The sequence below is a fragment of the Bacillus cereus genome (assembly GCF_002577405.1).
GTDB classification, from domain to species: Bacteria; Bacillota; Bacilli; order Bacillales; family Bacillaceae_G; genus Bacillus_A; species Bacillus_A cereus_AU.
Window position 1 is genome coordinate 419,882 of sequence record NZ_NULR01000003.1, and the last position, 13,828, is coordinate 433,709.

Genomic DNA, 13,828 nt, shown 5'->3' on the forward strand with positions numbered 1-13,828 from the left:
ACTTTAATACGTATAACTTTGTATGAAAAGAAATAACACCTTTTTCAACAAGTTGACAGATGTCAATTGCAGTGAAGATTTTACATCCTGAAGCAATTCCGAATTTGGTTTGTAGTGTATTGTTTATACATTCACTTCGGTTTGCGTAACCAAATACTTCTTCATATATTAAGTTTTTTTCTTTTTTACTAAAACAACTCCAGAGAAATCTATTTTCCCATGCATTTCTTTTACAATTTTGTCTATTTCATCTTTTGTTATTATCACGACAACTCCCCTTATCCTTTGGTGTTGTTATTTCCCCTTAATATTTTTCCATATAAAGGGGAAATAACCCTCCTATTCAACACCATAAATTACAAATAAACACAATGGAAATTATTTTAAATGTATTGATTCAGCAGAATATGCCTTAGACTGCGATGGCAATAAAGTAAACACGCACAAGATGATAGTAATAAGCAGCATCACAACTACTCCTATAATGACTACAAGCTGAATGGAGATGAACTGAGTTGCAATACCAGAGAGTATTGTAATAAAAATTGTTACCACTGCAGTAACGAGTCCATATATACTCCCGATTCGTCCCATCATATGAACAGGAACGTTATTTTGATAAAATGTATAAAAACCTGTATTTGCATATGCCATAAAGAAGGATAAAATAAATAATCCAATGGCAGCTATTAAAAACTCATTTGAAAAAGCATAAATTAAATAACCAATTGCGATAAGTAATGATCCTATTCCAATTAGAAATGAAGGTGCTAATTTTTTTGACAAGATTGTATTTGTTATTGCACCTAATATAAAGCCTGCACCAGCTATACTAACTAGAAAACCGTATTCACTATCTGATAACAATAAAACTTCTTTCGCAAATGAGAGCTCAAGTGAATCAATAGCAGTAGCTAATACCATCATCCCTTGAAATAGGAAGTAAACACATACGATATACACAGATTTTTTGCTAAAACTTAAAACTATGTTCCAATCTTTTTTTAATACAGCAAGAGATAATTTATCACTTGTTGTATTAGAATTGTATTTTCTATCAAGATTAGGCAAAAGTAATGTAATTAACCCTGATAACAGAAATGCTATAGCATTCATGTATATAGCAAACTCTGGTGTACTCGTAATTAATAAAACCCCTGCTATTGCTGGACCAATTAAAGATGTTCCAGATCCTATTAAACTACGTAATGAGTTGAAACGTTGTCTTTGTTCTACTGGAATTAATTTCGTCATATACGTCGTAGCAGTTGGCTCATAAATTGCACTGGCCATACTTATAAAGAATACGAATACATAAACAATCCAAAGTGACGGAAGTAAAGGTAAGATAGCGATAAATAACGCACGATATATATCGAGGTGAACCATTAACTTCCGTTTATTTAAACGATCAATCATACTCCCAGACCAAGCGTTTGTAAATAAGGTGGCTAATGGTTTTATTACATATAAAGCAGCAACAGCTAAGGCTGAGCCAACCATATTATAAACTAGTACATTAAGCGCTATTAAGTAAATCCATGCACCTAAATTCGCAATACCAACTCCGGACAGTAGTAATAAAGGATATTTCCAATCTTTAAGTAAGTTTTTCATTTTTGGCCCCCGCTTTCCAAATTGTTTTAAAACAATAAAAAAATCCCACCCCCAAGACTTTTAGTCTTAGGGACGAGATTTATCATCGCGGTGCCACCCTAGTTTATTAATATGTCGCCATATTAACCTTATCAGGTACTGCATTATTTTCATGCTTATACCTTAGCTCTATAACGGGAGCTCCCGTCACACCATCCCCAAATAATAGGTTCCGATGTGCTGCTCAGAGGCTTGGTTCAATAAAAAATTTTTACTCCTTTTCAGCTAAATGGAGCTCTCTGTGAAAAATTCATTTTATTTACTCTTCTCTTCATTGCATGTAATTTTATCCATATTAACAAGGGGATATTAAATTGTCAACAATAAGACGGAATAATCAGTTTTTGTTAGGGAGAATGCCCCTTATGAATTCGTATATTCTTTTTATTTCTAAAAGTACGGTGCGTGAAATTGCTTATAACCCAAATAAAAGAGCCTATTATACTATAAGCTCTTTCAAAATCCTAATTAATTTGTATTTGCTTCTTCTAACGGTTGTAACGGCGGTTCTAATTCTAGTTCTAGTGTATCTCCTTCTTGTAAATCTTGTCCTTTTTCAATACTTTGGCTCGTTACATAACCCGTACCAGAAGTTTTCAAATCTAATTTCAAAAGCTTAGAGAAATACATAACATCACGCATGGACCAACCTTTTACATTTGGCATTTGTGCGTTATTCCCTAATAAAAATATACGATCACCTTCACTCATTACCTCGCCAGACTGTGGATATTGTTTTATTATTTTTCCTTCTCCTAAAATTACCGGCTGTAGCTTCTCTTTTTCTACACTTTTCTCTATTGTATCCATCGATTGATTTACATAATTTTGTACTTTTAATTGAGATTGTTTCGCTGCATCTGCCATTTGTTTTTCTGTATATGGTTTTATCTTTAAATATTCAAGACTATTTTTCATAACCGGTTTAAATATTTCAGCAAGTGGCTGTGCTCCATACTCGTCTCCCTTTAATTTCGGTTGTTTAATAGCTAAGTATACGATTAGCTCAGGGTCATCAATCGGAGCCATCCCTAAAAATGAAAAAATATAATTTTCTTTCCCTTCCATATATCGTCCATTTTCAGGATTTGGAATTTGCGCTGTTCCTGTCTTTCCTCCAATTGGATAGCCATCCACTTTATACATTGTACCAGTTCCTTTTGAAGACGTAATAACACGCTCCATTAAGCTTCTTACCTTCTCCGCCGTTTCTTTTTTTATCGGATTTGCAATTTCTTTCGGTTGATTTTCCATAATAACTTGTTTATTTGATGGATTTACAACTTTATCAACGATATAAGGTTGCATCATTTTCCCGTCATTTGCTATAGCTGTAGCTGCTTGGATTAACTGAATAGGTGTTACTGTAGAACCTTGACCGAAAGAAGTTGTAACTTGTTGAATTTGTGTATTTAATAATAAAGTATTTTTACTCTCGCCAGGTAAATCTATTCCTGTTTTTTGATTGAATCCAAATTTATTCATATATTGCTTAAATTTATTCGGTTTCAGTAGCTGATCTTCTAAAATAGAAAAAGCTACGTTCGACGATCTCTCAAACCCTTCATCAAAAGTAATCGATCCCCATCCAAATCCGCCATTATGATCTTTTATATCCGATGAACCAACGGAATATTTTCCAGATTGAAAATATTCTTTCCCGTTATATACACCTTCATTAATTGCAGCAGCTAACGTAAACACTTTCATTGTTGAACCTGGTTCATATGCGTTTGCTATTGGATCATTTAAAAAGTATTCGATATCACCTTTATTCGGATTAAAACTAGGTTTACTAGACATTGCTAAAACTTTCCCTGTTTTTGGGTCTGCGATGATTCCTAGTAACATGGTAGGCTCATAGTGTTGCTCTGCTTTGTTCATCGCTTCTTCTAAAAAACTATTAATTTGTTTATCAAGCGTAAGATATACGTTATTTCCATGTTTAGCAGGTTCTACTTTTCCTATATCATTTGTAAGTGGAATACCTTTTTGTGAGCCTACATATTCTACATTCCCGTTTGTAGAGCGCAAATATTTATCCAAACTTTTTTCAAGTCCAAATTTCCCTTCTGTATTTCCTTTATTGTCGGGTCTAGCAAATCCAAGTATATAAGATGCAAAATCTTCATTTGGATATACTCTTGCTTTCTCTGGCGTAAAAGACACTCCTGGTATTTTCAGTTTTTTTATTTGATCTTTCATTTCTCTAGATAAATTTCGACCAACTTTTCCAATTTCAACTTGCGTACGTCCCTCGTGAAAATTTTTTATTACTTCTTCTTTATCAATTTCAAGTGCATCAGCTAATCGCCCTGCAGTTTCATCTTTATTTTTCACTTTATCTTTTCCTTTTAAATTCACAACAACACGATACGTTGTGGAATCTTGAACTAGCACTTTTCCAGTTTGATCATAAATTGTGCCACGATTCGCTTCTAAAACACCATTTTTATTATGTTGTTCATTCGCAAGATCCTTTACATCAACATTTTGTACGACCCCTACTGCTTGAATGTAAAAAAAACGTAAAAGCATAGTAAGAAACAAAATAATAAAAGCAATCATCATATACCGAGCGCCTTTATTTGTTTGAAGTTTATGCATACTTTTCTCCTTTCTTTTACATTTGATTAATGAAAAGATGCGCTTCTAAGTATGTTTTTATTTAATACTATATTTTTCGAAGTTTTTTTGGTAATCCCTTTATATTAGTAAAAAGCTAGATGTGTAAATATTTATTTTTAGTTTTTTTTATTTAATTTCCAATAAAATACGGTGCGTGAAATTTAAAAATCTTCAGATAAAAAGAACCTACTTATTTTGTAGGTTCTTAAGTTTAAGCTATATGGTTATATTTCGCTAAAAAAGGAATTCGTTTGGCTACCAATCCATACATTTTAAAAATAAATTTTGCTATCGGTTCAAACATACGTGCACTTTGCATTACTAAGCCGCTCGTAATAAATGTTAAGAAAGCAGCACCAAGTATATCTAGTGGATAATGAACGCCTACGTACATGCGTGATATGCCAACTAATACTGCCCAAATAAGTGCAATATACTTAAGTTTTTCACCTCTGAGAATAAATACGAATGCAATCGAAAATACAAGTACAGAATGATCACTAACAAACGATGAATCTGCTGCGTGAGGTACTAATTGATGTACATTATGTGTTACAAAAGGACGCGGATGGTAATATACCGCATGAATGAAAACATTTACTAGTAATGAAATAATAACTGAAAGTGTCGTATATAAAACTGTATATTGTTTTCTAATTGCATTCTCTTTCTTTCCGTTATTAAACCATAAGATAAGCATAAACAGAATTGCTACATAAACAGCACTATTTGTAATAGCGATCATTAGCATATCTAAAAGCTTGGACGATCCCGCTAAATGATTAAACCATTGAAATACTGTGTAATTCATAATATTCTCTCCTTAAATACAAGTGTTCTTGATTCACACAGTATACAACATCATTATGAAAATGGGCTTAAGCTTTTCTCATCTAATTCTCATTTTACAATGATGAAAATAATTTTATTGGAGAATTATGTATACAGCCTAAAAACCTTTGAATTTTATTTTTATGCTACCCTAATAATCCTAATACAATATAGTATTCGTAATAAACAAAATGATTTAATTACAAAAAAAGAAGGCATGTATAAAACACACCTTCTTTTCAATACTTTTGATCACTTATTTTTTTATACAAGGTATTGTAATCGTAACGATTGTTCCCTCGTTTTCTTTACTCTCTATTTGAATAGCTCCGTTATATTTCTCAACAAGACGTTTTGCAATAGACAAACCAAGCCCATTTCCCCCTTGCTTTCTACTTCTCGCTTTATCAACTCGATAAAAGCGGTTCAAAACAAAAGGTAACTCCGCTTCAGGTATTCCTGCTCCACGATCTATTATACAAATTTTAACTTGCCCCGATTGTATACTGGATTCGATACAAATATACTTACTAACATCTTTTGTATATTTAACTGCATTATCCATTATGATAATAATAATTTGTTCTAAGTACGGTGATGGCATTGACACATATGCTGCATCACCATCCAATTTCAGATCAAATTGAAAGTCAGTTTGAAGTATCGCAAAATTTTGCGTAACTTGTTTTAATACACTATTTACATGGACTGGATCATCTGCTATTGGATGCATTTGTTCAGATTCAGCTCTTGATAGTTCTAGCAATTCTACAACTAATTTATTTAAACGATCTACTTCTTTTAAACTAGATTGAAGAGATTTATCTACTACCGCTGGATCATGTTTCCCCCAGCGATTTAACATTGCTAGGTGTCCTTGAATAATTGTTAATGGTGTTCTTAGCTCATGAGATGCGTCTTCTACGAATTGTTTCTGTTGTGTAAAAGAAGTTTCTACCTCATCCATCATTTCGTTAAATAGAAATGATAATTTCGCAAGTTCATCATTATTTTCTCGTACTGGAACCCGTTCATTTAGTCCGTTTTTCTTAATACGCTTCATCGTATCTGTTATATTTTGAACACTTGATAATAGTTTTTTCGATATAAGTATCCCGCCTAAAAAACTAAATACCAATCCGAATACCCCAGAAATAACCATTACAACTAAGATGATTTTTAATAAGTGATCAAAAGTCTCTAAGTTTTTCGTAAGTTCAATCGTTCCAGTAAACCCTTTTGTTTGAATTGGTATACGTTCAACTAATATTCGATCTTCTAGATGTCTTGTTATTAAAGATTCATCTTCTGTAACATACTTCGGTTTTATCCAATTTTCATTAAAATCTCGTGAGACAGAAACAATCGGTTTCCCGTTAATGTCGATAATACGAATCATTTGATGTTTATCAATCATATTATTTAGAAAATCTTTACTGTTTTCAAATGTTTCACTTGAGAGACTATCAGTTTTATCTTTGAAATATGCCGATATTTCTGTCACTTGTCTATTTATCTGTTTCTGTTCATAATCTATAGTCCACTTATTAATTACTATAAATTGCAAAGTACTATATAACATGAATAAAATAAATACTAATGCAGTTGACCAAATTGTTAACTTCCACATTATAGGTAGATTTCGAATTCGAAACATGATATTTTTTATCATTTCATTATATATCCTGCACCTCGGACGGTTTGGATATATTCCTCCTTATCAACACTATGTAACTTATTTCGTAAATAACGAACATATACATCCACGATATTCGTCTCAACGATTGCGTCATATCCCCATACTTGATCCAATAAAACATCACGGGTAAGTACTCGATTAATATTTTTCATAAACATAAGTAATAGCTCAAATTCTTTATTTGTAAGTTCAATTTCTTCATTTCCTTTTGTAATAGTTCGAGATTCAATCTGGAGCTGTAAATCTTTAAACATAAGAAATGAGACGTGCTTATTTTCTGTATTTTCTTCTCGTCTAAAAATAACTCTCATACGCGCTAACAATTCTTCAATCGCAAATGGTTTTGGAAGATAATCATCAGCGCCACTATCTAATCCTGTCACACGGTCCATAATACTATCACGAGCAGTCAGCATAATAATAGGTGTCTTTTTAGTTGCTCTTAATCGACGACATACCTCAAGCCCATTTAATCCTGGAAGCATTAAATCGAGTAATATGAGATCGTAATTCTTTTCAAGCGCAACTTCTAATCCCTTTCTTCCATCAGGTTGTATATCTACTCTATATCCTTCATATTTTAATTCTAACTCTAAAAAATCCGATAAACTTTCCTCATCCTCAATAATTAGTATGTGTTGCAATGGTAATTCCTCCTATATGGTTAAATGAATGAGTAATCCTATTCCAAATATAATTGCGAAGATTTGATGTAATTTTCGATACATTATCAATTTCGTCTTCTTATTAGTTTGGTGTAAAAAAAATCCGACACATCCTAGTACGATTAAGGTTAAAAGAGAAAATATCCCGCTATAGAATAATAAAATATGCTGACTCCCGTTTAATAAAAAGTAAACACCGTGGGTGGTCGCAACAGATATTACAGTGTATCCAATTAATATGTGAAATTTTTTAATGAAAAGATACAATTCTTTAACCTTTTTAAATACATGTATATTTTTCTTTTTTAAAAATAACCATAAATGCCGTAAAAACCATAACAATGCAGCTATAATTGCTCCATATTCACCAATAGAACCTATTTTTTTATTTAGCCATTTTACATTTAATACGTTCCCATACGTAACATTAATAAATAGCAATTCCACACTGCAAATAATAATAGTAATACCTGTAATTTTAACATACATATGTAAATATTTATTTCTTAGTATCTTCTCCATTTTATTTAATCCCCTTACTTATAAAGATCCTGTAACAAGCAATGTATCAAATAAAAAAGAAAAGAGCATGAGAGAAAGATTAAAATAAAATGAGAATTCCAAACTACTTAAACTTTGTATTGATTTTTCTTTTTAGCTAACATTATCATTTTTTGAATAAACGGCGCCTTTGCATTTGTATAAGATACACGATCAAAAGGATATGTAGTTGCCAGCATCTCTTTTAATTCTTCATATTCTTTACGTGCCCATTCATGTTTTTTTAGAAAGTCTCGAAATAATAGATTGTTTCTCCATTCATCACTATTATAAATATAAACATGTAAATGGTAAGTACCAGCTCTCCATTCTCCCTTTCTAAAAAAACGCCAATTAGATGTTTTTTTTGGAACATACTCATAACCAATTTTCGAAAGGGGTTCAATCCACTTTTCGGTAATTTGTAAATCCGTTACGCCAATCATCATATCGATAAGGGGTTTCGCTCCTAATCCTTCTATGGATGTACTCCCTATATGTTCAATAGCAATCATTTCTTCTCCTAATAAAGAACAAAATTTATCTTTTTCTTTTAAATATTCTTCCTGCCATTCTTTTTGATATGGTTTAATAACAATTTGTTGATCCATTTTCTACACCTCTTTATAAAAATTTATCATTATATTTGTAAAATTTTATGTTATTGATATAGGATTTTTACAAAATATGTCGAATACTGAAATATACAACTTAATTATATTAAATACGAGGTAAAATATGAAAGATATTCCAGTTAAAATTCAGATTAATCATGTAGGTTTCCAATTAAAAGAACATCATAATTTTGATTGGCTTATAAAATTAGGGACCGTATTTGCAGTTTTTGACCAGCAAGATTCCGGTAATATAAGTTTTGGTGTGAAAAAAGATGGTCATAAGAAATTCATTAAATATGCAGGGGCACAAACAATTGCATATAATGGGAAGACGAATGAGGCTATTGAAAGATTAAAAAATTCAATTAATATATACGAGGAATTAAAGCATGATTCACTTATAAAATTAATTGAACATTTTCCGGTTCAATCTGGATATGTTGTAATATTTGATTGGTTTGATGGTGAATGCCTTCATCCACATTGGAGTTTCCCGCCTCCTGAGAAATATGTGAATCCCAATTCACCATTTTATAAATTTAGGCATTTATCTGTTAGGAAACGAATTCATTCATTGAACTCCATTTTTTCTTTCCATACATTTATAGAAAAGAAAAACTATGTAGCTATAGATTTTTATGATGGTAGTATTTTATATAATTTCAATACAAATGAGACGAAGATTTGTGATATTGATTTATACTCTAAAAAACCATACATAAATAAAATGGGAAGACTATGGGGCTCCTCTCGTTTTATGTCACCTGAGGAATTTCAGCTAAACGCTATAATTGATGAAAAAACAAATGTGTATAATATGGGTGCGATAGCCTTTGCACTTTTAGGTTGTGGACAAGACCGTTCCATTTTGAAATGGGACGCAAGCGAGGAATTATATGAGGTAGCATATAGTGCAGTAAATGAAAACCGTGCAGAACGGTATGCATCAGTTAAAGAATTTTATGAAGCTTGGTTAAAGGTGTCTAATGCGGTAGAGGAATAACCCTATATTATTAAAAGAATTATAGAGTTTATACTTATATCATGTATAATACATATGGAATGGAAATTCAGAATAACGAGGCAGATATCATGGACTTTGTTTATATTAATCAAAACGTATTAAATAATCTTCTATACATTTTAAGTAGTATATTTGTTTTTTATTTCATATATGATAGCGGGCGCTATTTAAAGAAATATAGAACAGTACTTATTACCGTTTGTACGAGTATCCCACTCATTTTATGTATGCGTTATCCTATCTATATGGATGAAAATTGTATTCATGATTTAAGGCAAATCCCTGTTTTAATAGGTACGCTTTATGGTGGATTCCCTGTCGGTATCATATTGTTTACTATTTTGTTAATTACAAGATTTGCATTTTATGGATTTAACATGTTAACAGTCATTGTTTACGGCACTATGCTTATCATTACAGCATTCGCATCTTCAAAATTCAATACATATAATAGAAAAGTTAAAGTAGCTTTTGCTATGTTTTTAACTTTTTTCCTAGCAATATTTACAACTGTGATTGTATTAACTTTATCAGACTTTGAAGTAAATAATTTGTATATTATTTATTTTATAATATTACCAACTACTTTGATGCTATTTATTGTTTATTTTAATGAAGTACTAAAAGATGCAGTATTTATGCGTTCAAAGTTGATTAAGATGGAAAAAATGGAGATTGTTAGCCAACTCGCTGCTAGTATATCACATGAAGTAAGGAATCCCTTAACTGTTGTAAAAGGGTTTACACAACTTTTAAAAACACCAAATTTAACTCCTGAATCAAGAGACAAATATATTGAACATATACTTGAAGAATTAAATCGTGCCCAGGAGATTATTGATGATTATTTAACGTTTGCCAAACCTGCATCAGAAAAACTAGATCATATTGCAGTAGAACAAGAATTAAATCGAGTTATTAATATGATCTTGCCATTATGTAATATGAATACGATACATATTACAAAAGATTTCTCTAAGGCAACAATTGTTGGTAATAAACAACACTTTCAACAATGTTTTTTAAACTTAATAAAAAATGGTATTGAAGCAATGCCTAATGGTGGCACCTTAAACATTTCTTCATCTATTAGTAATAATAAAGTTATAATACGAATTGAGGATAGCGGAGTTGGGATGTCACAAGAACAAATAAATCGATTCGGTGAACCATATTTTAGTACAAAAACGAAAGGTACTGGTTTAGGTACAATGGTCGCTGTAAAGATCATCGAAACGATGCAAGGTACTTTAAAAATCCGAAGTGTTGTTACTAAAGGCACAACTTTGATGATTACATTCCCAAAAAATAATGAGGATCCATCTTAAAACAAATAAAAAAGGAGCATAATAGCTCCTTTTTTATTTGTTTCGATACATGAGTATCTACTATGTTTTTTAAATTTACATTTGTGGAGACTAATTAATAATTAGTACCCCCCGCCCCAGCAGCTGCATCCTACAATAATTAATAAAATAAATAACACAACTAATAAAGCGAAACCTCCACCAAAACCACAAGAACCACCGTGACTCATATTTTCTCCTCCTTTTGGTTTGAAAACTAATAGGTAATTGATCATTTTAACTGGTTCGTATTATACATTATGTGTATATCCCTTTTTTGAGCATGTCTACCGAAAAATAAGTAAAAGCACTCGCTTGTGAGTGCTTTAAAATGGATACCAAAAATTTTGAAATACATTTATTTTTAAATATACTGCAATAATTAAAATGAAAACACCTACAAATAAAGCGGCAAAATCCCCATTTTTCGCTTTATTTGTATAGAACCATGTACGTTTATCTTTCTTTCCAAACCCTCTTAAATCCATTGCATTTGAAACTGTATCGATTCTTTCTAGAGAATGAATAATTAGAGGCCAGAAAATTAAGATACGGTTTTTCACACGAATCCATACACCTGCTTCTCCTTTTTCAAAAGCTACTCCTCTCGCTTCTTGCGCATGTTTAATGACTTTATATTCAGACTGAATATTGGGTATATAACGTAATGCAATATTTACTGCATATGTAATTTTATAATGAATGCCCAGTTTACTTAAACTGCTAACAAATTCGCTTGGATTTGTCGTATAAATAAAAAGAAGTGTGAATGGTAATAACGTAAAATATTTTAAAGAAAGTGTTGCTGCATAAAATAATGTTTCATATGTAATTGTTGCATAACCAATATGTAAAAATGAAGTATATGATCCGGTTAGTTCAGATCCATGGGCTGGTGTAATAAATAAAATCATGGCAGAGTTTAATAAACTAAATGTAAATATAACACTAAAAATAATTATAATTTTACGAAGTGGAATTTTAGCAATAAAAAGACCGATACATCCAATCATAAATAAAATTAGCAATATACGAAAATCAAAAAATAAAAAAGTAAGCGTCATACAAAATATAAATAGAAGCAATTTCACTGCTCCATCCATACGATGAAAATATGTATTATGCATCTTCCTCCCTCCTGTTAACATCGAAATAAAGTTCTATAAACTTTTCAGGATATGAAATCCCACTAAATCTAATTAGCTTAAACAAAGAACTTTCACTTAGATTGGCTCTTTGTAACGTTTCTTCATTCCCTAATACAGTAGAAACTGTATTATTCGCAATAATTTCCCCTTCATGTAGAACTACCGCTCGATCTGCATATTCTAATGCTAGATTCATATCGTGTGTGATAAACATAAATGATATTCCCTTTTTAGTCAGTTTTTTAATAAACGACATAAACTGTTTATAATGATAGTAATCTTGTCCAGCTGTCGGTTCATCTAATATGATAAGTTTGGGATTTGTGATTAATACAGATGCGATAGTTACTCTCTTTTTTTGCCCGTAGCTTAATGCCTGAATTGGCCAATTACGAAATGGATATAAACCACAGATTTTTAACGATTCTTCAGCTCTATATTTAACTTCTTCCTTAGAAAACTTTTTAAATTTCAAAGAAAATGAAACTTCCTCTAACACAGTAGGTTGTGTAATCATATGATTTGGATTTTGCATCACATAAGATATAATTTCCCCACGTTTATGAATAGACCAAGAATTGATAGTTACTCCATCTAACAAAATTTCTCCATTTTTTATTTTATTTATACCAATCAGACTATGGGCTAACGTTGATTTCCCAGCTCCATTATGTCCCAAAAGTGCTACAATTTCTCCTTCGCATATTGATAGACTTACATTTTTTAATACTTTTTGTTTATTAGGATATGAAAATGACAAATTCTCTACTTTAAGTAATTCCTTGTTTTTAGTATTACCTTTTAATACAACTTGCTTATTCATCCACTCTTTTATAGCGCTATAGATTCTTTCCTTGTGAAGATTTTCAAGTGGATATATTACGTCATTATTACTATCAAAATGTAATCTCTTTAGTGCTTCGATGTAAATAGGCTCTCTTAAGCCAATACGAGGTAATATATTTGATGCCAAAATCTCTTCTGGTGTCCCTATCGCAACAACTACACCTTCATCAATTAAAATAATTTTATCCACATCCAGTTTTAAAATTTCTTCTATTCGATGTTCAATAATTACAATTGTTTTATTATATTGTTTATGTATATCTTTAATAAGTTCGATCGTATGTAAGCTACTTAGCGGATCTAAGTTTGCTAACGGTTCATCGAACAATAATATATCGGCATTTGTTGTTAACAGACCTGCTAGAGAAACAGTTTGCTTTTGGCCTCCTGATAATTCATGTGGACTTTGTGTATGAAAAGTATGCATCTTCACCTTTGTTAATGAGTCAGAAACAATTTTTTTCATATCATCTTGATTTATACACTCATTTTCTAAATAAAAAGCTACATCTTCTTCTACTGTAAGACCAATAAATTGAGCATCTTGATCTTGCAAAATTGTTCCTACATGTTTACTCTGTTCAAAAATACTGCCTTCCCTCGGGTCTTTACCAGCAATTAAAACGTTACCCGTACTAATCCCTTCATATGAAAATGGGATTAGCCCATTGATACAATGAGCTAACGTTGATTTCCCTGAACCGCTTCGTCCAGCAATTAGTACTTTTTCACCAGAATTTATATGAAATGTAATGTCTTTTAAAGTAGGCTGCGCAGCATGCCCGTATTGAAAGGTGAAGTGTTCGAACGAAATAATTGGTTGCATGT

At 31.4% G+C, this 13,828-nt stretch carries 12 protein-coding genes, 1 pseudogene and 1 other annotated feature; of the genes and pseudogenes, 2 read left to right on the top strand and 11 right to left on the bottom strand.

Going from position 1 to position 13,828, the window contains the following annotated elements:
* Window positions 1-13: 13 nt before the first annotated feature.
* The 8 genes and pseudogenes from COC96_RS07180 to COC96_RS07215 all read right to left on the bottom strand — a co-directional run.
* Window positions 14-267, bottom strand: a pseudogene (locus COC96_RS07180) (penicillin-binding protein); the annotation flags it as partial.
* Between the two features lie 111 nt (window positions 268-378).
* The gene (locus COC96_RS07185; RefSeq protein ID WP_098768582.1) at window positions 379-1,617 is read right to left on the bottom strand and encodes an MFS transporter; all 1,239 of its coding nucleotides are present in this window, start codon (window positions 1,615-1,617) and stop codon (window positions 379-381) included.
* A 65-nt stretch (window positions 1,618-1,682) separates the two neighbouring features.
* Window positions 1,683-1,940 (bottom strand) — a binding site (T-box leader).
* Window positions 1,941-2,124: 184 nt separating this feature from the next.
* The gene (locus tag COC96_RS07190; RefSeq protein ID WP_098768583.1) at window positions 2,125-4,263 is read right to left on the bottom strand and encodes a penicillin-binding protein; all 2,139 of its coding nucleotides are present in this window, start codon (window positions 4,261-4,263) and stop codon (window positions 2,125-2,127) included.
* Between the two features lie 232 nt (window positions 4,264-4,495).
* Window positions 4,496-5,095, bottom strand: a complete 600-nt coding sequence (locus COC96_RS07195) for an undecaprenyl-diphosphatase (RefSeq protein WP_098266924.1) — start codon at window positions 5,093-5,095, stop codon at window positions 4,496-4,498.
* A gap of 276 nt (window positions 5,096-5,371) precedes the next feature.
* The gene (locus tag COC96_RS07200; protein WP_098266923.1) at window positions 5,372-6,787 is read right to left on the bottom strand and encodes a HAMP domain-containing sensor histidine kinase; all 1,416 of its coding nucleotides are present in this window, start codon (window positions 6,785-6,787) and stop codon (window positions 5,372-5,374) included.
* Window positions 6,784-7,458, bottom strand: a complete 675-nt coding sequence (locus COC96_RS07205; protein WP_098266922.1) for a response regulator transcription factor — start codon at window positions 7,456-7,458, stop codon at window positions 6,784-6,786. Before COC96_RS07205 ends, COC96_RS07200 begins: the two co-directional genes overlap by 4 nt.
* Window positions 7,459-7,470: 12 nt before the next feature.
* Window positions 7,471-8,001: a hypothetical protein gene (locus COC96_RS07210; protein WP_098266921.1), complete on the bottom strand. Its 531-nt coding sequence runs from the start codon at window positions 7,999-8,001 to the stop codon at window positions 7,471-7,473.
* A gap of 107 nt (window positions 8,002-8,108) precedes the next feature.
* On the bottom strand, window positions 8,109-8,630 hold the full coding sequence (locus COC96_RS07215; protein ID WP_098266920.1) for a GrpB family protein: 522 nt from the start codon (window positions 8,628-8,630) through the stop codon (window positions 8,109-8,111).
* 127 nt (window positions 8,631-8,757) lie between these two features.
* Between COC96_RS07215 and COC96_RS07220 the strand changes: the two genes are divergently transcribed.
* Window positions 8,758-9,639, top strand: coding sequence for a protein kinase domain-containing protein (locus COC96_RS07220; RefSeq protein WP_098266919.1), 882 nt, complete (start codon window positions 8,758-8,760; stop codon window positions 9,637-9,639).
* Window positions 9,640-9,680: 41 nt separating this feature from the next.
* Entirely contained in the window at window positions 9,681-10,988 is a 1,308-nt protein-coding gene (locus tag COC96_RS07225) for a sensor histidine kinase (RefSeq protein WP_098266918.1), read from the top strand.
* A 101-nt stretch (window positions 10,989-11,089) separates the two neighbouring features.
* Here COC96_RS07225 and COC96_RS07230 read toward each other — a convergent pair whose 3' ends face one another.
* The 3 genes from COC96_RS07230 to COC96_RS07240 form a co-directional block, all read right to left on the bottom strand.
* On the bottom strand, window positions 11,090-11,197 hold the full coding sequence (locus COC96_RS07230; RefSeq protein WP_088229366.1) for a YjcZ family sporulation protein: 108 nt from the start codon (window positions 11,195-11,197) through the stop codon (window positions 11,090-11,092).
* A gap of 135 nt (window positions 11,198-11,332) precedes the next feature.
* Window positions 11,333-12,133 (bottom strand): energy-coupling factor transporter transmembrane component T family protein, encoded by an 801-nt coding sequence (locus tag COC96_RS07235; protein ID WP_141536180.1) that lies wholly within the window; start codon window positions 12,131-12,133, stop codon window positions 11,333-11,335.
* Entirely contained in the window at window positions 12,126-13,826 is a 1,701-nt protein-coding gene (locus COC96_RS07240; RefSeq protein ID WP_141536179.1) for an ABC transporter ATP-binding protein, read from the bottom strand. Before COC96_RS07240 ends, COC96_RS07235 begins: the two co-directional genes overlap by 8 nt.
* Window positions 13,827-13,828 lie beyond the last annotated feature (2 nt).